Origin of the sequence: Glaciecola sp. KUL10, from assembly GCF_003203515.1 — a bacterium.
GTDB lineage: Bacteria > Pseudomonadota > Gammaproteobacteria > Enterobacterales > Alteromonadaceae > Glaciecola.
Genome location: NZ_BGNG01000007.1, coordinates 111,571 through 134,338, shown reverse-complemented (window position 1 = coordinate 134,338; position 22,768 = coordinate 111,571). Strand labels below are relative to the sequence as shown.

The 22,768-nt window shown below is 41.3% G+C and carries 15 protein-coding genes; 8 read left to right on the top strand and 7 right to left on the bottom strand.

Annotated elements, in window-relative coordinates:
• Positions 1–65 precede the first annotated feature (65 nt).
• The 3 genes from KUL10_RS13100 to KUL10_RS13090 all read left to right on the top strand — a co-directional run bounded on the left by KUL10_RS13100 (position 66) and on the right by KUL10_RS13090 (position 2,474).
• Entirely contained in the window at positions 66–839 is a 774-nt protein-coding gene (locus KUL10_RS13100; RefSeq protein WP_110429391.1) for a phytanoyl-CoA dioxygenase family protein, read from the top strand.
• A 128-nt stretch (positions 840–967) separates the two neighbouring features.
• Positions 968–2,125, top strand: coding sequence for a cytochrome P450 (locus tag KUL10_RS13095; protein ID WP_110429390.1), 1,158 nt, complete (start codon positions 968–970; stop codon positions 2,123–2,125).
• Between the two features lie 34 nt (positions 2,126–2,159).
• Positions 2,160–2,474 (top strand): 2Fe-2S iron-sulfur cluster-binding protein, encoded by a 315-nt coding sequence (locus tag KUL10_RS13090; RefSeq protein ID WP_110429389.1) that lies wholly within the window; start codon positions 2,160–2,162, stop codon positions 2,472–2,474.
• 27 nt (positions 2,475–2,501) lie between these two features.
• Here KUL10_RS13090 and ppiC read toward each other — a convergent pair whose 3' ends face one another.
• The 7 genes from ppiC to KUL10_RS13055 all read right to left on the bottom strand — a co-directional run bounded on the left by ppiC (position 2,502) and on the right by KUL10_RS13055 (position 11,822).
• Positions 2,502–2,780 (bottom strand): peptidylprolyl isomerase PpiC, encoded by a 279-nt coding sequence (gene ppiC, locus KUL10_RS13085; RefSeq protein ID WP_110429388.1) that lies wholly within the window; start codon positions 2,778–2,780, stop codon positions 2,502–2,504.
• A gap of 11 nt (positions 2,781–2,791) precedes the next feature.
• Positions 2,792–3,256, bottom strand: a complete 465-nt coding sequence (locus KUL10_RS13080; protein WP_110429387.1) for a GNAT family N-acetyltransferase — start codon at positions 3,254–3,256, stop codon at positions 2,792–2,794.
• Between the two features lie 67 nt (positions 3,257–3,323).
• Entirely contained in the window at positions 3,324–4,151 is an 828-nt protein-coding gene (locus tag KUL10_RS13075; protein ID WP_110429386.1) for a sugar phosphate isomerase/epimerase, read from the bottom strand.
• 8 nt (positions 4,152–4,159) lie between these two features.
• Positions 4,160–5,236: a glycosyl hydrolase gene (locus tag KUL10_RS13070; RefSeq protein WP_110429385.1), complete on the bottom strand. Its 1,077-nt coding sequence runs from the start codon at positions 5,234–5,236 to the stop codon at positions 4,160–4,162.
• A 170-nt stretch (positions 5,237–5,406) separates the two neighbouring features.
• Positions 5,407–6,042 (bottom strand): putative glycoside hydrolase, encoded by a 636-nt coding sequence (locus KUL10_RS13065; protein WP_110429384.1) that lies wholly within the window; start codon positions 6,040–6,042, stop codon positions 5,407–5,409.
• Positions 6,043–6,107: 65 nt separating this feature from the next.
• Positions 6,108–8,129 (bottom strand): hypothetical protein, encoded by a 2,022-nt coding sequence (locus tag KUL10_RS13060; RefSeq protein WP_146216783.1) that lies wholly within the window; start codon positions 8,127–8,129, stop codon positions 6,108–6,110.
• Between the two features lie 54 nt (positions 8,130–8,183).
• Positions 8,184–11,822: a TonB-dependent receptor gene (locus KUL10_RS13055; RefSeq protein ID WP_110429382.1), complete on the bottom strand. Its 3,639-nt coding sequence runs from the start codon at positions 11,820–11,822 to the stop codon at positions 8,184–8,186.
• A 281-nt stretch (positions 11,823–12,103) separates the two neighbouring features.
• Here KUL10_RS13055 and KUL10_RS13050 point away from each other — a divergent pair, with 281 nt between their 5' ends.
• Genes KUL10_RS13050 through KUL10_RS13030 form a run of 5 tightly spaced genes read left to right on the top strand, consistent with a single transcriptional unit; the run spans position 12,104 to position 22,668 of the window.
• Entirely contained in the window at positions 12,104–14,428 is a 2,325-nt protein-coding gene (locus KUL10_RS13050; protein ID WP_110429381.1) for a beta-galactosidase, read from the top strand.
• Positions 14,429–14,443: 15 nt separating this feature from the next.
• On the top strand, positions 14,444–16,801 hold the full coding sequence (locus tag KUL10_RS13045) for an agarase (RefSeq protein WP_110429380.1): 2,358 nt from the start codon (positions 14,444–14,446) through the stop codon (positions 16,799–16,801).
• A complete protein-coding gene (locus KUL10_RS13040; protein ID WP_110429379.1) occupies positions 16,798–18,726 on the top strand; it encodes a CRTAC1 family protein in 1,929 nt (642 codons plus the stop codon). Before KUL10_RS13045 ends, KUL10_RS13040 begins: the two co-directional genes overlap by 4 nt.
• Before the next feature lie 34 nt (positions 18,727–18,760).
• Entirely contained in the window at positions 18,761–20,350 is a 1,590-nt protein-coding gene (locus tag KUL10_RS13035) for an MFS transporter (protein WP_233499821.1), read from the top strand.
• A gap of 14 nt (positions 20,351–20,364) precedes the next feature.
• On the top strand, positions 20,365–22,668 hold the full coding sequence (locus KUL10_RS13030) for an agarase (RefSeq protein ID WP_110429378.1): 2,304 nt from the start codon (positions 20,365–20,367) through the stop codon (positions 22,666–22,668).
• Positions 22,669–22,768 lie beyond the last annotated feature (100 nt).

The following is a 22,768-nucleotide window of genomic DNA, read 5'->3' as shown; positions in this document are numbered from 1 at the left end:
AAAACTCTTATTACAATATTGTTAACAAAATAAAGTTATACATTATTGACAAGTGAGACCGATTTATGGACTTAAAAGCCCTTACATATGAGCAACAACAAGACTTTCTAGACAATGGCTTCTTGATTATCAGAAATTATTACTCAGAAACTGAGATTGATAAATTACAGAAAAAAGCGTTTAACGATGACAATCTCTACAAAAATGCATGGGATAAAACCGATGCAAGTGGGACCATTAGTAAGGTCAGCTTATGGCAAGAGCTAGGGAATGACCTATACAGCATGTTTTCACGCGGCAGAAGACTAGTTGATGCTGCTACTGACCTTCTTGATGAGCAAGTCTTGCATACAACCACAAAAATAATGATTAAAGAACCGTTTGTTGGCGGCGCTTGGGAATGGCATCAGGACTACGGATATTGGGCAACAGATAATTATCATTTATATCCAAGGCTGGTCAGTTGTATGATCGCGATCAATGAGGCGACTGAAGAAAACGGTTGCTTGGAGGTATTAAAAGGCTCACATCATATAGGTCGAATTAATCATTTAAAAGCGGGCGACCAAAAAGGTGCCGATATGACTTTTGTCGAGGAAGCCCTCAAACATCACGAATTGGTTAAGGTGGAATTAAAACCGGGTGACACCTTGTTCTTTCACTGTAATTTACTCCACAAGTCTAATCAGAATAAGTCCAAGCACCCTAGATGGGCAATGATCGCCGCCTACTGTGCGCAAAGTGCCCTTCCTTTCAAAGACAATGAATTAAAAGTCTATCCACTAAACGTCGTGAATGATGATGCGATCTTAAACTGGAAAGAAACTTTGAATGCATAAACGCCGAATCTCATATTTTTATTATTAATAGATATCAAAATAGGATTTTAACCTGTGAAATCACAATAAACTATTAAACAAGTTGGGCTCAATTGCCTTTATATGTTTGATTAATTGCAGGTTAAGTAATGAAAGTAAGTAAACATAATGACGCATTTTCACAAGCTAGGCGAAATGTTGGCGTTGCTAAAGTGGATGATCAAGATGATCCAGCAACGATGGTGCTTGGCTTAAAGCAACTTAGAAAATGCGCTCATAATTGGCGTACCTTTCAGTCAGGTGCGATACCCGGCAGAATAGTCATCCCATCGGAAGTGAATATTCGCAGTATACGCCAAATCCCCTTTGAGCTTGATCCTCCCGAACATAAAGATTACCGGGCACTATTAGAGCCCTGGTTTAAAAGACCTAACGACGCAGACTATCAACAGGCCTTGCATTCACAAATAACAAGCACGCTAAAAAAAGTATCGGCACAATCTGTTATTGAAGTAGTAAGTGAACTAGCACTTGTTGTGCAATCTCAAGCGTTAACATTACTCTTAAATACGCCTTTCGAAGCCGCGCAAACATGGATAGATTGGGGGACTCATGTTTTTAGAAGTGAAGGACAAGACTTGGATGCCGACAAGGCCAATGTTTTGTACAAATACATTGATGATGAAATAGACCGAGCAATCCAATCACCTTCTGAAGACTTATATTCAGTTCTTCTTAGCTCACAAGTCAATGGTCAAGCTCTGACCAAAGAAGCGGTAAAAGGCATTTTAATTCTTACATTTGCGGGTGGCAGAGACACTGTTATCAATGCCATCAGTAGCGTGATAGCCTACTTGGCTGAAACCCCAGAGGCTTTGTTGCAACTAAAACAAGATGAATCCTTAAGAACAAATGCCATTGAAGAGTTTATTAGGTATTTCTCCCCCTTAACACATATGGGCAGAGTGGCTACCGAGGATACTGAGATTTGTGAGCATGCAATAAAGGCAAACTCTCGTATTTCATTATGTTGGGCATCAGCTAATCGTGATGAGCAAGTATTTGATAATCCAAATGAAATTATTCTCGACCGTAAATTGAACCCACACGTTGGTTTTGGCTTTGGTGTTCACAATTGCCTAGGTGCAACTCATGCACGTCAAGTTCTTTTAACCTTGGTAAACGTGCTATGCGAACAAGTCAGCAAAATCGAACTCATAAACGCCCAAGAACACATAGAAAAATGGAATGAGTTTGAACGAAAAAATGGCTTTAAAAGCCTACATGTCAAGTTTAATGGCCTTTAAGGCTGTCATACATAATCAAAAAGGAAATCTCAGAATGGCTAAAATCATTTTTACAACCGTAGAAAACGACCGTATTGAATTAGAAGCAACATCAGGCACCGTAATGTCACTCGCTGTCGACAATTTCGTCGAGGGCATCGAAGGTTCTTGCAAGGGCGTCTGTTCATGCGCTACATGTCATGTGTACGTAAAGCCGGAACAAATGGAATGGCTAGGACAACCGAGTGACATCGAACAAGACATGCTGGAGTTAAAAGAACATGCGACTGAATATAGCCGCTTGTGTTGCCAAATTGAAATCAATGATGGGCTTGATGGTTTAGAGTTGAGCGTTGCGGAGCATGATTAAGCTAGCACAGTTTAACTATGCAAAAAGTTAGTTTCTGTACAGCGTTTTGATCAAATGAAAGCCGAATTTAGTCTTAACAGGGCCATGAACTTTAAGCAATTCTCGTTTAAAAACGACATCGTCGAATGCTTTAAGCATTTGGCCCCTGCGGAACTCACCCAAGTCACCGCCTTTTTTCCCAGAAGGGCATTGAGAATGTTTTTTGGCTAATTGCCCGAAGTCCTTTCCTTTTTTTAATTCAACTAGAATCTTTTTTGCTTCTTTTTCGGTTTTTACCAAAATATGTAATGCACACGCGCTTGCCATTTAATTCTCAACTATTCTATTTCTGAGTCTAATGCGCTTAAGCGCATGTTCACGTGCATGATACCATCTTCATCATAAGGCTTGGAGCTTGTTTTAAATCCGAGCTTTTGATAAAAATTTTGCAAATAGCACTGCGCCCCGATTTCTATCGTGTCGCAAGCATACGCTTTAAAGGTAAACTTTATGCAGGTATTCATGATAGTTTCGGCAAATCCCCTACCACGAAATCCTTCGGCAACGAGCACTCTGCCAATACTAGGACTTTGATAACTCAATCCCGCAGGAAGAATACGTGCATACGCTGCTAGTTGATTATCGCAATACATGAGGGCGTGAAAGCTATTATCATCAATGTCTTTGTTATCTAACTCTGGATAAATGCACTTCTGCTCGCACACAAACACATCGCAACGAAGCTTCAAACATTCATACAACTGATAATTAGTTAGCTCAGAAAAGGCAAATATACTGACCATAAGACTCCTGTAATTGGCATAGAAAACAGCGCATCAGCACTGCTTAATCACTATGCCATATACGATATCACAAAGATGCTTTGATAAGTTTTTTCATGAAGAGATTGGCTTCTCGTTGATCACACGTTGGAGTTTGTGAGTGCGGCAGTGTCGGCATATAAGGTGGTGGCCCAAATTCAGTCATGAGCGTCATTTGCTTATCACCTCTTAGTTCGGCGGATTTTTTAATCATCTTCCACCAGCTAAGGTGTTGATTGAGAATATTTTCAAATTCAGATGCACTGGGATCAGACACTTGTGGACCTTCACTGAAGCCTACGCGCGTGTGAATATGACGCATATTGGGCATCATTTGCGCCATGAGAGGCTGTTGATCTTGCAACAGCGTCCCTGCTACACAGCACCAATGACTAAAATCTGCTGTTAATTTGATATTAGGCCTAGCATTTACGAATTGTTGGCAGACATGAGATGCAAATGAAAACCTTCCACGATGAGTTTCGTGAAGAATGTCTGTTGTGTGTTTTTCGCTTATTTCAGACGCCAAATCAATTAATTCAAGACTTTGCTCAAAACCGAAGAAATCTCTTCCGGTTTGGCTGTTGATAAACATCGGGGTTAATTGGCATAAAACTTCCAATCTCTCTGCAAAATCTTGTTTGTATTGCTCAAAATCAGTCGTGATAGTTTCATAGTGTTGAGCGATCAACAACAAACCTGACTGATTAATAAGTTCAACCTTTTTGTGTGCATCATCGACGGATTGTGAGTCTAAATTTTGCAAATGAAATGATAGCTCTATACCGTCGTAGCCATCGTTTAAGGTTTGTTCAACGAAGGCCTCAAATGACATGTCTTCGTAACCCCAGTGCGGAGCAAAAAAGATAGTTTTCATTGGGTACCCTAATTAGTATTTTGATAAGTGCCGCAATCTAGCACTTGCTTTCTGACGGTAAACTTACAAATAAAATTCCAGTTCCAAGAAGCATCGTACTTGTGACATAAGCCCCATGCTAAACCGGGTTCAGGTACTTCACTTTGATTATTAGGACGATATAAGCCGATAGCCTCTGGTGCGGTTTTGATGTGTGCTTTGATATCAAAATTAAGCCCATCGTCAGCAAATTGTATCGTATTTTTCTCTGGCCCATCGGTTGTTAAAAGGCTAGCAACGCCCCCTTTATAATTCCAAACCACGACTTCATGGCCACTGTTTGAAATGGGGTTGTATTCTGATTTTTGATATGGCCCAAGAGGGTTATCAGAAATAGCGACACCGTGCTTTATTTCGCGTCCACCAAAGTTCATTTCTTCACCCATGGTTTCGCCTTTGTAATACAAATGGTATTTGCCTTTGTACTTTAAAAGGCAAGGATCATGGACTTTATGCGAATCAAAACTGCCTTTACTCTTTACTGCAAAACGACTATCAATCTCTCCATCCCATTCTCCGTCTTGAGAGGGACCCAAAATAGGTGCTTTTGATTTTACCCATGGCCCAAACGGCGATGACGATTTTGCGATGGCGACTTGTTCGATTTGACGATTGTTGTAAGGAAATTGCACACTTTGATAAACCAAATACAATTCACCATCATCGTCTTTGAAGACTTCTGGGGTAAAAACTGCGCGGTCATCAAATTCTCCTGATGCGCCTCTTTCTATCGCAACACCTTGTTCTTTCCATGTTTCACCATCTTTAGAAGTCGCGTGCCACACTTCAGTTAAATCCCACGGAAACACTTTATCTTTTGGATCTTCGCTACCAAACCCAACGGTTTCCCCCTGCCCTTTTGTATACCAACAATGATATTCATTATTAATGTACAGCACCGAGGAAGGATCTCTTCTAATTACGCCTTCTTCAAATGCAAAGTCACCCTTTAACTCGTGCACATCAAATTCGGTCATCCATTCTGGGCCTTTTTGATCGTATCCGCGGGCTATCGCTCTTTGACTCGCTAAACTCAATTTTTTCATGGCGCTACTTCTTTATTGATTGTTGTTTTTACGTAATGTCTCATCATTTCAAATTATTGCTTTTTTACACTACTCAGCTATTTTTTGAATTCATTCAAATTGTGCTCAAGACATTAAATGAGGTTGTATACTAACCAAAACATTGTTAACAATATACAAATATAACATCATTAACAACCTCGAACGTTATCACTTATCGAAACCAAATTTACAGCTCGAATATCAAGATTTAATTTACCAATTGTCGATATCATCATCCCTGTTAGTTTTGATAAATCAATTTTGCTTTCACTGAAGCAAGACAAGGGAATAGGGATAGTTACCCACTCGCCACTTGGAGCATTTCGAAGTATTTGCTTCAAGGGATACGCATCACGACATTCCCAATTCCAATTACACTCTAAGGTAAAGTTAACCAGCTCTTTAGGAGGACGATTCACCCGTAGTTCAAGCATTATAGCCGCTTGTTGCTTTACGCTTTTCAAGTTTGCGTGCATCATCTTATTGATCAAATTAAACGTCAGAATATTTGTATCAATGGCTCCCCATTGGTTCTTAATTTTTTTGGGGTGCCATTTAAGATTAAAAAATCCGTCGTCACTTTCTTTAAAAACTAATGATTTTCGAATTGTACTGGCTTTACCATCCTTAATAGGCGATTTTTCAAAAGCTAAGCTTGCGCTCCAAGGATTCACCGCCTTACCTTGAGAAATGTAAAAGATATTAGGGTCTTTAGGGTTTGCGTGTGCGTTCAAAACACAAAGAAATAAAATAACAACTAGAAAATTAAAGCGCGTAAATTTCATTTTTCACTCCACAAATAAAAAACACCTTTACTGACAAAAGCAGTAAAGGTGTTTACTTTTAAAGATTAAGGAAGTTCGATTAATCGGATATTGTCAACTGTATAACGATTGCCTTGGCCCCAGACGTTAGTGCCAATATGCAACGAAATATCTCTTGTGTCCCAATCTGTTACACTACTGTATCGCGCTGGTTCTAGGACTGCAGCAAAGCTTTGTTGGGTTTGACGCAACCAATAAACCCCCCTAAATGCATTACCTACAAGCGCTGTTTCATTGCTAGGCTCGTTGGCATCTAACACAGACACTCTAAAAGTATGCGCACCATCATCACTCTCGCGGTGGACATCCATGGTGATCAAATAACGCTTACCATTTTTAATCACACCATTGCCAAGTGGAAGTATATGACGTGCGTCTCCTGCACCTCCTGAATATAGGGAACCAGTGCCACCTATCCCATCCGCTATGTGTTCACCATCTCCACCAAGTACCCAATCGCCGATACCATTATCAAACGTAGAATTACTCTCACTTAACAAGTTGTTGGCTTGATCAAAGTCGACTTTGTATAGTCTAAAATCATCCATATCGATCGCTTGTTCACCTTCAACCGTTAGATAGGCGTTGCTCGTAGCTTCGAATATTGCCGACCATGTTCTATCTGGCACACCATGACCATATGCCTGTACCTGAGTTAAAATAGCGTCGCTTTGCACGACACCATCTTCATCTGGTGCGTCACCAAACACAGTGATAATAGTTGCTCCACCCCAAGGGTCTGTATGACCAATACGGCCTTCAATGACGTAGACTGCTCCCTCTTCTAATTCACCTAAATTGGTTCTAACGGTATCAGGCGTTGCGAAATCCAAATAATTGCTACCTTCAACCGCTATCGTACCGCTAGCACCAGAAGCAACGTTGACGCCGTTTGCAAGAGAACTCCAACCATCCATACCCGCTTCAAAGTTACCATTAGTTAACGATTGCTCAGAACCATCATCGGTAATGTTAATTTCTACAGTGGCAGGGACGATAAATTCACCATCGGTGACTTCATAGTCGTATATAAAGCTCTTACGCTCTCCATCATCCAAATGAGGTGCAAATATCATGGGATCAAACACAACTACACTTTGATCGATATCCGATTCACCAAATGAAAATGCAGGTTCATCACCTCTTGGTACCAAAGTGGCGAAATCAACACTTAAAGCATCTCCATTCTCATCAACAATCGCTGGTTCAGACGTTAAAGCAATTGAAACACGCTCTCCAGAGGTATTAGTCTCTGCTGTTTGAGGGCCATTAACGATAGGAGGCACGGGTTCGATCCTCACGCCTCTTATATCAATAGTCATCGTCCTAGGCAGACTATTATTATGGTCTTGTACAAAGTATGTGATGTCAAAAGTAAGGCTGTCACCAATTTCTATACTGTCTGCTACGGAGGGAACATCTATTGTTAGTAAACTACCTTCCAAACTAAACAAACCAGCAGGCGCGTCGCTCGGGATAGCAACCTCACTTACGTTAAGAGGCTCTTCATCTTTATCCTCTACACCAAACAGAAGATCGACAGTTGTTATATCTGCAAACTTAGAGAGTACTTCACTTACATTCGCTTCAAACTCTGGTGCAAAGTCCTCCCCTTCAATTGAAATGGTTGCAGTGCGATTCACTGATGCTTGACCGTCGGTGATTTCGTATTGCACTTCTAATACGAGCGTTTGACCTGAGTCTAAATTAGGTGCAATCGCTAGTGGACGAACACCCAAGCGAGGCCCAGTCATCTCAAAACCAGTCATATCATCAAGATTGGTTTGAACATTGACGATTCTTAGAATATCACCATCGGCATCAACCGCGACACCTGTTCCGCTTGAGTTTCCTTCTGGCGTGCCTAACAGATGAATAACTTTAAAAGCATCCTTTTCTGCAAAGCTCGCTACTATACCGCCGCCGTGGGTAGGCGCTGTATTCGGTTGCATGGGTTCATTATTATTCGATGAACCTCCACAAGCAGTTAACACACTTGTGGCGAGTGCAGTTAACACGTATTTTTTTGTTTGACTTAATTTAATCATTTTTTTCACCATGTTCTTTATTAGCAGATCGGCTTTGCCTACCTGCTTCATTCCTTAAAAGTTAACGCGTACACCTAGACGATATGTGGTTCCGATTTTATATTCGGTGTATGTCCTAGACTTTGTCACTCCGCCATCAAGCGGATTGCCCTCTTCTAAGGCGATAAAGTCATAACCAACATCGTTATCAGCGAAAGTGCGTTGAACCTCTAATTCGCGACTTGTGAAATAAGTTCTAAATGCTTCATCAAGTAAGTTCACTGCTTGGAAAGTTACCAAGACGTTTTCGTTATATTTATAAGAAACCGATAGATCCAAGGCACCTCTGCCTTCATTCCATAATGAACCTTGATTCCAAGTTCTCCCTGTCAAACCAGTGTTATAATCTACACCTACTAACGAATCGCTGCTCCCTCGGTAGCTCAATCGAACCTGATGCCCATCTTGCTCCCAGAAAGTAGTAAAGTTGTAAGTATGTTCAGGTGTATCCGCCACGGGCAATGCTGGTAAAGTAATTGCTGGATTAATTGACGAAACGTCTGACTCGTATTCTGATTCTTGATATGTGTAGTTTGCTGATATTCCAAGACCACCGAGGATATAGCCTCCTAGGAAATCAAAAGATTGGACATAACCCAACTCAAGACCTGTTATTTCTGCTCCTTTACCGTTCACGATTTTACTCACCGAGTATTGGTTACATAAATCTCGTAAGTCATCAGTGAAACGATTAGGGTCACTTGCATTCCAACCAAAGTCAGCAGTAGCCCTTAAAGGTAAACATCCTGTTAGGCCAAAATCTGCTGCACTTTCATTTTCAGGTAAAATCAAGTCTTCTTCAGTCAGCACTTGACCGTCGTTGTTCCTAATATCCTGAAGATAACTGAGCACAGTTTCAGTTTCGGTGAAGTTGGTCATATCCTTATAAAACAATGCCGCACTAAGCAAAGACGTAGGGGCAAAGTACCATTCTAAGGATAAATCCAAGTTGTTAGATTCAAGCGGATCTAACTTAGGGTTGAATAAACGAATTCTGCTGCCATTGTTAGACAAACCCGTTCCCCAATAACCATTTTCATTAAGTTGGAATCCAGGTCGTAAATTATCAATTTCTGGACGAGTCATGGTTTTTGAAATAGCAAAACGACCAATTAAATCATCATTAATGATGTAACTCAGGTTTAAACTTGGCAGTATATTTTCGTATGTATGCGAGCCCGTAGTAGCAAAAGACTGTAAATTACGGTTGATAACACCATCAACAGTGAACTGATTCGCATCATTCCCAGAAGTTGGCGTACCATCATAAATATAGGGTGCGCTTGTTAATGTTGGATCCCAGTTTCCGCCACGCGTAGTGCTTACATCAGCATACTGCCACATCGTTAACCAGTTAATTGTAAAATCAGATTCGACGCCATTGATTTGATCTTGAACCCACTGCGCATATGCAGGATCGTGACAAGGGCCTTGATCAGGTATACGGGTCCACTGCGATGGATCTGGACCTGATGATGTATCCCAACCTAGGCCATCACTTCTTTGATATTTACGCTCATAACCTTGAGGATTAGCGGGATCTGCAAAGACCTGAGCGCGACACTGTGGAAGTGATGTATCACGCAACTCTCTGAGTTTAGTCAAACTAAATTCACGTTCTAGTGATTCAGTAAATTGGTGGAAATTAGCGCCGCCAAAACCTGAGGAGTTTACATCTGTTTTAACATACCTTACGCCTACATCACCCGAGAGTCTTCCATCTAAAAATTCAAAGTTAGCTTTTAGATAGAAAGATTCGGTATCTAAGCCTATATTGCGCGACTCAGTATTATCAGGCGTTCTAATGGTATTTTCATCGTCGAACAATATACTAGCAGCAAGGGTAGCATCAACTGGAGCAAAACGAGTATTTGGATTTGATGCAATGCCCAATGAATTCATAAAGTCAGAATATGGAAGACCGCCCTCGCGAGCAATCAGATTAGAACTAACATCCAACAAACTGCCACCTTGCACAGCGACCGGGTTACCAAATTCATCTTCAAAAACTTCAGTCGCAGTTACGGTATCAAATGTATAGTTTTGGTTATCAACAAACTTCTCTCTTTCGGTGATTTTAAAACCAAACTCAAGTGTTGTGATGCCAAACTTATCGAGATCATAATCAAAATCAAGTTTCGCTGTTTTAATTTCATCCTCAACCTTTACATCTTGCTCCCTAATAAATGCTAAGTGCAGCGAGCGAGCATCAAGTGGATTAAATGATGTATTAACTGAATTATCCTGGAATGCAGGAGTGAACACACCATCGACTGTTTGATCAACGAGGATTTCACCAAAATCTAGCTCGGATGTTCCACTTACAATCTGACAACGCCCTTGAGTACAGTCATAACCAACAGGTTGAATGTTACCCAACGCATCGTAAAGAAGTTGAGCAGGGCGTTGACGGAAATTCTGAAGCGCAGCAAAAGCACTCGGTAAACTTTCAGATTCACTTTTAGAATAACCAAGCGTCGCTTCGAATCTAAAAGTATCTGTTAACTCATGGTTGAGCTTAAATTGAGCACTTGCATTGTCTCTTTCATCTCCGCCTTGTGAGTTATATATGTCACCTGCTGCAAAACGATTTAGAAAGCGATCAAATGTCAGAGTTTCAGAATTTAAAATGTACCAATCTTCTTGTGGATCCGTGAATGGCGCGGGTGGACGCAGCGCATTTAGCGGACGTTCACCTTCAAAGAAGTTATCAGTGCCCGGAAAACGAGTTAGTACACCATCGTTAAGACGCGCAATCGTTTGCGTTGAATACGTCGCATCAAAGGTCACTTCGGTTACATCTCCTGGCAACCATTGCAAGCCAAGCGTCGCGCCTCGACGATCATTTGTATTTTGAAGCAACTCATAAACTGTGTTGGTATGCACAATGCCTCGCACCCCAGAAATGATTTCACCATTTTCGTCAGAGGCTAAATCGATTGTTCTTGAAGCTTGAAAGTTACCCACGCGGTATTGATCACGGCGCGTATAATTGGTCTCATCGTAGGCTGAAATGGCAACACCGAGTGTTTCATCTAAAAACGTCTCGGTCGCAGTGAAATTGATTTTATAATTAGTTTCTTCATCGGCAAAGTCGTTGTAACGGCCTTGGACAGTTAACGTTCGAATATCTTCACTTTGATTAAGCGGTTTTATCGTGACTAGATTAATCGTGGCACCCAATGAACCTTCGTCTTGATCAGCGCTTGGTGTTTTAACTACCTCAAGTTTAGATAATATATCAGCAGAGAAAGAGCTCAAATCTACCGCTTGATTAAAATCAGTACTTGCGAGTTGTTGGCCGTTTAAAGTGATTAAATTCTGGTTGGCGCCTGCACCACGCACAGTGACTTGAGAGCCTTCGCCGTCCCTAGTGATTATCGATACGCCGGTCACTCGTCCAAGCGCATCTGCAATATTTTGGTCTGTATTTTTACCTATGTCTTCGGCATTTATTGTGTCTTTTATAGTTTTAGAAAGGCGTTTGTCGTTAATTGATTTACTTAAACTACCTTTAAGTCCTTTTACCTCGATAACTTCCACATTAGTAGTCTCGTCTTTTTCTTCAGACTCTTGTGCGACCAAAGTAGTCGTTAACGTAGCTAACAAAGTCGCTGTAATAGCGTTGACTTTGAATTTGTGTGCTTTACGCATTGCGTTCCCCCAGATGATTTTAAAGAAAATTTAACATTTTCATCACCAATTATGCCCAACTGCGATTAAAACCGTCAAGTATTTTGTTAACAATTTTCAATTAACAAGCATTTTTTTAACAATATACTGTACCCAATATTACCAATTTACAGTATCGATTCAAATACTTACATGAATTAACAATTATCAATATTGTTAACAGTTTTATTTTAACAATTACTATGTTACTTTATTTAACAAATAACGTTTACAATAATCAGTCTTAAAAAAGGAAGCTAGTCATGAAGTATCAATGGAGAGCTAGTGTGGCGTTCGTCCCGCTTTGTTTATTAGCCGCATGTAGCAGCCCTCAAGTCGATCAAGCTGCCAATAAAATTCACAGCGCGACTAAACTTAAAGAAGAAGTGGTGTTGCTGACTTCACTCAGTGATATCTCTTTAATTAATGCAAGTATCGACCTCAAAAATGAGGAGCTTCCTTTGCATGTATCATTTCAATCCGCTGAACATCCTTATTCTGGTATTGTAATTTCACCAGAGCAACCTTGGGATTGGTCTAAAATAGACGACTTCAATATTGGGTTCACTATCTCCAACCCGGGCGAAAACTCTGTTCAGCTTTATCTTGATATCACCGACCGAAACGGCGCAAATTATACGCGCACGACTAGTGTAGGTCGAGGTGATATGAAGACTTATTATGCAAAAATGGCTGGTCATGACCTTGGCAAAGCAGGTGAAAAAGACAGCACTGACCTAAACTTTATTTCAGGCTTGCGCTCTAACCCTGATACATGGTCATCCAATGAAATTCAGTTTACGTCAATGTGGGGAACTAAAAACCTTGATCTCAGTGGTATTACTCGCATTTCTTTGAGTGTACAAAGTGCTCTATTTGATAAAGAAGTCGTTATTCATGACATATCACTGCGCCCAAATCCCGCTTTTGATACACAATACTTAAGTAATATAGTTGACCAATACGGTCAAAATGCAAAGGAAGATTTTAAGGGTAAGATCCACAACGACGAAGCATTAATTATTCAGCGAGATAAAGAACTAGCCAGTCTAAAAGATGAATTACCTGATCATCTTTCTAAATGGAGCGGTTGGAAAAATGGCCCTAAACTAAACTCAACGGGTTATTTTAGAACTGAAAAAGTAGACGGCAAATGGTACCTAGTCGATCCAGATGGATATCTGTATTTTGCTACGGGCATAGACATCATTCGACTATCAAATTCGACGACACTCACCGGCTATGATTTCCCACAAGTTATCTTTGAAAATGCTGCTGACAACGGTGTGACCCCAGAGGACTCGAAAGGCCTAAACAGAGTAGATCCTAAAATCGCTAATACACGTTACGTTTCATCAGGGATCCGAGCCAATATGTTTAACTGGCTTCCAGACTATAACGAACCACTTGGTAAACACTTTGGCTACAGAAACGGCGCACACTCGGGGCCTATCAAAAAAGGCGAAACATACAGTTTCTATTCTGCTAACTTAGACCGCAAGTATTCTAGCATTAACCCTGATTATCTAGCCGTTTGGCAAGACGTAACCATAGACCGCATGCGCAATTGGGGCTTCTCATCCTTAGGAAATTGGACTGACCCTGATTTTTACAGCAATACTAAAATTCCATTCTTTGCAAATGGCTGGGTCATTGGAGACTATAAAACAGTATCTAGTGGCAATGACTTTTGGTCTCCGATGCCAGATGTATTCGATCCTGAATTTGCTAACCGAGCAGAAATTACCGTTAAACAAGTAGCAAAAGAAGTCAACGGTACACCGTGGTGTGTAGGTGTCTTTATTGACAATGAAAAAAGCTTTGGACGATCTGAGACACCACAAGCGCATTACGGAATCGTTATCAACACATTGACGCGTGATGGCAAGAGTGTTCCCACGAAAGCCGCATTTACAAACGTAATGAAATCTCAATACGGCGATATTGATAATCTGAACAAGGCTTGGGACACAAAAATCGACTCATGGAAAGACTTTGACAAGGGCATCGACTCGATTATTAATACAGAACAACAACTCAAAGACTATGGAACATTGCTATATACATATGCCGATCGCTATTTCAGCGTGATTAGTTCGGCTATGGATAAGCACATGCCAAACCACATGTATTTGGGATCGCGTTTTCCTGATTGGGGAATGCCCATAGAAGTGGTCAAAGCCTCTGCAAAATATGTAGATGTGGTTAGCTACAATATTTATAAGGAAGGCGTCCACCCAAAAAAGTGGGAGTTTTTGTCTGAATTGGATATGCCCTCAATTATCGGCGAGTTTCATATGGGTGCACTTGATTCAGGGCTATATCACCCTGGGTTAATACACGCATCAAATCAAGAAGATCGCGCAAAAATGTATAGTGATTACATGAAATCTGTGATCGATAACCCTTACTTTGTTGGTGCTCATTGGTTTCAATACATCGACTCACCTATCACAGGTAGGGCTTATGATGGTGAAAACTACAATGTAGGTTTTGTCTCGGTGACTGACGTCCCCTATCAACCTATGGTAGATGCGGCTAAAAAGCTGCATAGCACTATGTACCAAGATAGATTCGAGAAAAAATAAAACACAAGGACGTTTATGAATACTTATATTAGGCTAATTGCATTAGCATTGGCTTTAGGCATACTTGCGTCTTGCAGAGGAGGTTCGAGTGAAGAAGTCACACCTCCTCAAACACCGCCGCAGGCACCCTTGACCGATACAAGACCTGACGCATTCTCTTTTGATGCGGTTGAAAATGCTGAGTTATCAAGCGTTATTGAATCAAACAGTATTACTGTTAAAGGAATAAATGCTCCTACTAGTATCACTATACAAGGCGGTGAGTACGCTATTGATGATGCAGGTTTTACTCAAAACCAAGCTACGATCTCACAGGATCAAAGCGTCAAGATTCGCATCACTAGTTCTGCAAATTACCAGACACCCGTTCAGGCCGATTTGACAATTGGTGGTATTACGACGAGTTTTATCGTCACTACTTTAGCAGCGGCTCAAACCCCAAGTGTGATTAGCGTCAACTTTGATCATGTTCATCTTGTACACGGCGTGAGTGACTTTGATAGAGAAAAGTTTATCACTATTCACGCATCTCATACCGAAAATGATTGGTACGTTGTGGGCGATAATGAACAAGAAGACTTAATCACCGATTTTGTTGAAACCTATGACGTTTATTTTGGGAGAGACACCGGTGCGATGGCATGGCAGTTAGGACTCTTGCCAGAGGATCCCGCTCGTAACGGTTTTATCGATAGGCAACAGGCTTCGGCTAATGGGCAATCGGTCAAAAGTCAGTACACAAATGGGACTTCAAACCGCAATCAACTGCAACGCAAACATGAACATCGCAACACTAATATGATCGTCGCAGCACAACAGCACCCTTACTATCCAGACGGCAAAGTTACTCGCGCTGGGTGGGCCTTTTCTACCAATGATACTCAAGACGAGCCTTTTGGCAGCGCGACAGGTGAGTACATGGCCGATTTTATCGCCAAATATTTTAAGCAAAGTAGCAATGACCCAATTGGCCAGCCTAAGCCCACCTTAGTTGAAGTAATGAATGAGCCACTGTATGAACTGGTGACCGTTGCTCAAGAGCCTGAAAATTTAACGAAAATATTTGAGTTCCACAATACCGTTGCCAACCAAATCAGAAATGTCGACGTCGAGGGCGTGCAACCCAATCAGGGTATCAAAATTGGAGGCTATACAGCGGCTTTCCCCAATTTTGAGGAAAATAATTTTGCACGGTGGATTGCACGCGACCAGCACTTTATTGATGTAGCAGGCGCTAATATGGATTTTCTATCAATACATTTGTATGACTTTCCTATCTTCGGCGCGCGCGAGCAATATCGTTCAGGCGCCAACGTTGAGGCCACCCTTGATATGCTAGAACAGTACACTCACATGAAGTTTGGCGAACCTATGCCGCTCGTCATTTCTGAATATGGTGCGCAAGCTCACAACTTAACCAATCAACCTTGGACACCCCAGCGAGACTGGTATTTTTTGCGCGCCATTAATAGCCTTAATTTTGCTTTCATGAGCCGTCCTCACTTAATAGAAAAACTGATTCCCTTTATTGTTGTAAAAGCGGAATGGGGGCGACTGGCAGAGACTGTTCCTTATGGTCCACGACTCATGAGACAACAGTTTGAAGCATCCGGAGAATCAGGTGATTTATGGGTCTATAGTGATCACATAAAATATTACGACTTATGGAAAAATATTAACGGTGAGCGAGTAGAAAGCCATTCGACTGATATAGATTTGCAGCACCTAAGCTATATAGATAAAAACAGAGCGTTTATTATTATCAATAATATAGGGGAGCAGCGTAAATCTTTTGATTTAAGCGCACTAGGACTCGATCAAGCGGTGAGTAATGTGCTTGTTCGTGAAATGTTTGCGATAAATGGCATAACACAACTCAATCACACACCTCTAACTGAGATACCAACTAGCTTAGAAATAGATAGTTTTGGCACCACTGTTTTAGAAATTACACTTGCCAATGATGACTTGCCAGTTGAAACAAGCGAAGAACATAAGTATTACGCTGATAAATATCTGCAGGAAATCAATGCCGGACAGGCAAATGTATTTAATATAGATGGTGTTGAAATCAATGAAAGCGCGTCAGCAATATTGCGAATCAGTTTGGGACGCGACTTTAATTCAAGCTTGTCTGGGGTACTGACTATAAACGGAATTCTCGTCGAAATACCTGAGAATTACAGAGGGATGGAACAAAGCCTAAACGGCAGAGGCAGAGACAGTTTTTATGGCACCTTAGAGGTCAACGTACCCTCACATTTGATAGCTCAAAACAACGAAATATCACTAAGCTTTCCTGACCAAGGTGGCCATATTGCGTCAATTACACTTCAATACATTGCCAATAGTGCATTTGCGAGCCAACCATGAAGAATATTGTGCAAAAGGGTAGAATCCGCTTTTCTCTAGCGCTATCGACATTTATTTGTTTGACGGGATGCTCGCAAGTCCCCAATAAATCGCAATCTCAGCAAACGGTCAAGTTTATAAACGTAACAACTGAGGTAGGCTTAGTAACACCAGCAACTTGGAAGTACGGTGGGCCAACCATAACAGACATTAACAGCGATGGTGAGTACGACTTAATTCTTGGTAGTCACCACGAAGAGCCCGCCTACACGTTCTTAAAACGCACTGACGGTACCTATGCTAAACAAGAACAACCTGCCGCAAAGTGGGATGTGCACGGTATTGCTGCAGGAGACTATGACAATGATGGCGACAACGACTTATTGGTTTCCTTGGGCGGCGGCAATGGATCTTCTCCTCAGCCTGCTCGCTTATTAAACAATCAAAAAGGCGAACTAGTCGATGTCACTGAACGAGCGGGTATCTCCGAGCTAGGTGCACGTGGACGCTCAGTTCGTTGGTTGGATATGGACAATGATGGCGATCTAGACATTTTGCATATTACTGCTATGCCAATCAAAGAGACTCAACAGCCAAGAAACGTGGTTTTTGAAAACTTAGGTAACGGTTGTTTTGCTTATAAGCAAACTAAGGTACTTGAAGATCTCGAAGCTGAGCGACTACTTATCAGCGATATAAATAACGATGGTAGGCTTGATTTAATTACATTTTCACCACTAAGTATCATTGTAAGAGGCGAATCTGCCTTTGAGTTTAAAGACTTTACCCAACAGTGGTTAACAGAATTTGAAGATAAACACATCGACTTTATCACGGCCGCAGCTGAAGCAGACTTTGATAACGATGGCGATATGGATATCTACTTAAGCCGAGGTAAAACGTATTATCAAATAGCAAATAACGCCATGTCATATGATCAGCCGACCAAGCGTCTTGATATTAGAGATGAAGGCAATAAGAGCAGTGATGGTTTTATTTTTGAAGCGGGTGATGAAGTTATCTTAAGTGACTTTTTCCGCTGGTTTAGAAATGTGGACAAGGACATGCCGCTATATGTCGGCGCGGCCCGCAAAAAATATGAAATGCCAAAAGCAGCATTAGTCATCAATGCAGAGGACGCCAAAGGCATACCTAAGCAATCAGAAACAGCCTGGTACCTTGGATACCTCGGCGACAACAAATGGCAACTGAGTTGGCAGCTGAATGAAAATTATGCATGGGACATTCGCGCAAGTATTACGGGTGTTCAATCACCGCCTGTTGATTGGAAAACACAAGACTTATCAGTACCCGATTTACTGCTTGAAAATCGTGGAAATCAGTTTATTGATAGTAGCCACAAACTGCCACCACTTAGCAACGACAATAATTGGGGCGTAATTAGCGCTGATTTCAACAATGACAGTTACAGCGACTTCTTTGTATACCGCTTTGGCGAATTAAGAAAAAGAGTCACTGATGTGCTGTTGTTAAATCAATTGGGGCAGTCGTTTGATCAACTAACGAATCACGATGCGACGGTAACTGGGACAAATGCGCACGGCGACATGGGAGCAGCATTTGATCACAACGACGATGGATTTGTAGACATACTGAGCGGAGACGATGATCAAGGTAAATGGTATTTATTTGAAAACACTGGCGTATCAAATACTAACTATGTAACGCTCGAAATTGCTCACAATGAAAACCGAGTAGGTCCGCAAAATGCATTGGTAGAGTTAGAACTGGATGATCGCACATTAACCAAGCGCGTTGGCTCTAGCGGCTCCGTACACTCACAAAGCCTACTCAATCAAGTCCATTTTGGTTTGGGCCAAAACACCCGTATAAAAAAAGTCACCGTGACTTACAGAGATGGCAGTCAGCTCATAAAAACAGACCTAGCTGCCAACCAGCGCTATACATTTGGAAGTTCATTATAATGAGCAATAAACACAATAAAAAGAGGCCGCTGTTATGGCAATAAACTATTCATCAAAACACCCCATTTACTTTGCATTAATTGTTACCATCGGTGGCTTTGTCTTTGGTTTTGATGCTGCGGTTATCTCAGGGACGCTTCGCTTTATCGCGACAGAATTTGCATTAACCGATGCTCAACTGGGTAGTGTCGTGAGCGCGCCAGCCCTTGGTGTATTGATTGCGCTAGTATTTACGGGTGCACTGTGTGACAAGATTGGTCGGAAAAACACACTTATTGTTATTGCTTTTCTGTATCTGGTTTCTGCCTTAGGTTCGGCATTTGCGAGCTCTTATGAAATGCTATTGGCTGCACGGTTTTTGGGTGGTTTAGCGTTTAGCTCACTGTCTTTGTCATCGATGTACATTGGAGAAATCGCCCCACCAAAGCAACGAGGCAAGTTAGTTTCACTCAACCAAATTATGATTGTAATTGGTTTAAGCGCAGCTTACTTCTCAAACTACTTTTTAGTCCTTCTCGTCGACTCAGCACCTAGTTGGATTAATCCAGAGTCTTTCGAGCAAAATGTATGGCGTTGGATGCTAGGGCTTGAAATCGTTCCTTGTCTATTATGGTTAGCATTGTTAACGATGATTCCCAAAAGCCCAAGGTGGTTAGTTTCTAAAAATAGAGTGGATGAAGCACGAGAAGCACTGTCTCAGCTCGTTCCTAAAGATGCTATTGAAAATGAAATAAAAGATATAGAGAACAGTCTTGTTAACGAAACAGCTAGTAGCAAAGGGTTTATTGGACAGCTCAAGGCACTAGGTTCAAAGCGTTTCCGCCTTGTATTGTTAGTCGGGTTTGTGTTTGCTGCCGTTCAACCACTAACAGGGGTTAATCCAATACTTTTTTATGCGCCGATGGTATTTGAGCAAACAGGGATCGGAACAAACGCTGCGTATGCGCAATCTTTGATCATTGGATTAGTCAGTCTTGTATTTACTGCAATCGCTGTTGCGTTAATCGACAAAGTGGGGCGTCGCCCATTAGTCAACATTGGCCTAGTTGCGTCAGTGTTCTTTTTATCATTGTGCGTATTCGCATTTAACAAAGCGACATACAGTATTGACAATCAAAGTATTGAACGCCTTGCAGTTGAACAGCCTGCTCTTATCAAGTTAATTGATTCTGATCTAACAAAACAAAAATATGACTCAGACATTGCCTTTAAAAATGACATGAAAGAAACCCTAGGTGCTGAACAGTGGCGTGTGAGCGAGAGTCAGATCATCACGGCCTCAATTGATATTCGAGCGGGCCTCGTACTGATTGGAATCATTGGTTTTATTGCCGCTTTTCACCTGTCGATAGGTCCAATTATGTGGGTTATTTTTTCTGAAATAGTACCTAATCAAATCCGCAGTGTAGCGATTCCTTCATTTGCGTTTTTTACCAGCTTAGTCAGTTTCTTTATGCAGAAGTACTTTCCTGTTTTTCTTAACTCTGCTGGTGCCACCACTGTCTTTTTATCGTACGCCATTTCAGGACTCATAGGCTTGTTCTTGTTGTATTGGCTTCTTCCTGAAACCAAGGGAAAGAGCTTAGAACAAATCGAGAAGATCATGTGCAACAAGACCAAATAAGTAAGGGAAAAACTATGTTTTCGGCAGATAAAAAATTATGTGCAGGCACTATGTTGTTGATAACGACAATGATCGCCGCTTGCAGTAAACCACAAGAGCAAGTCAATACTGAGTTTGAAGAGTCAAAACCTTTATTCGACTTTGAACAAGCTCAAATCACTGGTGATATAACCGCGCTGAATGCCGATTTATCTTTAGTGAAAACTGACAATGGCCAAGCACTTAAAGTGGAATTTAATGCTAAAGATAATTTTAAAAGTGCAGTAGCCTTTACAAATAATGTGGCGTGGGATTGGAGTCAAGAAGACAGTGTAAGTTTGAGCATGGATATCGAAAATCCGAGCAACGAGTCTGCTCATGTATTTTTTGCGTTAAAGCATGAATCGGGAGATTCACACAACAGTACAGCACTCGTACCTGCAAATTCTAAACATCGCTATTGGGTAACAATCACTGGTAATGACATGATGATTGAGACTGGGTTGCGAAGTAACCCAAAACCAAACGATGGATATAGACATTTTGTATGGCGTTGGGGGAATAAATGGATTGATCTATCCAAGGTATCAGAGCTCGAATTTAGCTTTACCAGTATGGCAAGAGATACCACGCTTATCATAGATGATTTAAGCGTACATCCGAGCAAACCGTTTGACGAGTCACTGTTAATTAACATCTCAGATCAATATGGTCAAAATATGAAGGCTGAATTTGCCGATAAAATCCATAATGACGAAGAGTTAAAGCAAAGAACGAAACAAGAATTAACAGAGCTAGATGGTAAGCTGATGAGCGACCGCAGCAAGTTTGGAGGATACAAAGATGGGCCCAAGCTAGCCGCTACTGGTTACTTCAGAACGCAAAAACACAATGGTAAATGGTGGCTAGTTGACCCAGAGGGACACCTATTCTATTCGCATGGTATTGCTAATATCAGAATGGCAAACACCTCTACTTTTACCGGATACGACTTTAAAGACGAATCTGTCAGACAAACGAATAGCGATGAGGTGACACCTGAAGACTCTAAAGGTCTTAATCGAGTCAAAGGCGAGGCGCTAGCGTCGCGATACGTTGCATCTGAATTGCGTAAACAAATGTTTAACTGGTTACCCAATTACGATAATGAGCTAGGAAATCACTATGGGTACCGTCAAAGTGCTCACATAGGTGTATTAGAGCATGGTGAGACGTACAGTCACTATCAAGCCAACTTGGAACGCAAATATGGCGAGACGTCACCGTATTCGTTTATTGATAAATGGAAAGATGTAACGCTTGATCGCATGCGCAATTGGGGCTTCACTTCATTTGGAAACTGGGTTGATCCCATGTTTTATCAGCAAGACAAAATGCCTTATTTTGCCAATGGTTGGATAATTGGAGACTTTAAAACGGTCAGTTCAGGTAACGATTATTGGTCTCCCCTACCCGACCCATTTGATCCTGAGTTTGCTAACCGAGCACGTATTACTATTGATATTATTGCTGAAGAAGTTAAAAATTCGCCATGGTGCGTAGGCGTGTTTATTGACAATGAAAAAAGCTGGGGTAATAAAAGCTCTCCCAAAGCGCACTATGCCATTGTGATTAACACGCTCACATTAGATGCTTCTCAAAGCCCAACCAAATCTAAGCTTGTTGAACTCATGCAGTCTAAATATAGTGAAATAGAGACATTAAACAAACAGTGGGAAACTCAAATCAGTGCGTGGTCTGAGTTTGCAAAGGGCGTTACTATCGAGCACCTTAATGATGCACTTTTAGAAGACTACTCTTTGATGCTTTATGAGTATGCCTCTAAATACTTTGAGGTTGTTCACGGGGAACTAGAACGGGCGATGCCAAACCATTTATACATGGGTGTAAGAATGGCTAATTGGGGCATGACGCCTGAGATTGTGAATGCCTCAGCTAAATATGTCGATGTAGTGAGTTATAATTATTACAAAGAAAGCCTGCAAAAAAACGAATGGGCATTTTTAAAAGAAGTGGATATGCCAAGTATTATCGGTGAATTTCATTTTGGTGCGTTTGATACAGGTTACTTTAATCCAGGGCTTGGTTTTGCTGAGACGCAAGCAGAGCGGGCTCGTATGTACACAGATTATATGGAGTCTGTGTTGGCACTAGATCATATGGTGGGCGCTCATTGGTTTCAATACATAGATTCTCCAATCACGGGGCGCGCTCACGATGGCGAGAACTACAATGTAGGCTTTGTATCGATTGCTGATGTCCCGCATACTGAAATGATCAAAGCTGCAAAACAGTTTAACGCTAAGATCTATACCAAACGACTCTCTCAATCCCATTAACTCACTAGTTATTGTTAGTGGTTGTTGCATGATTAGGCAGTAAGAAGTTATATCCGTAAGCTTATTTAAGATAAGATGTCGATATAGATTTCTACTGCCT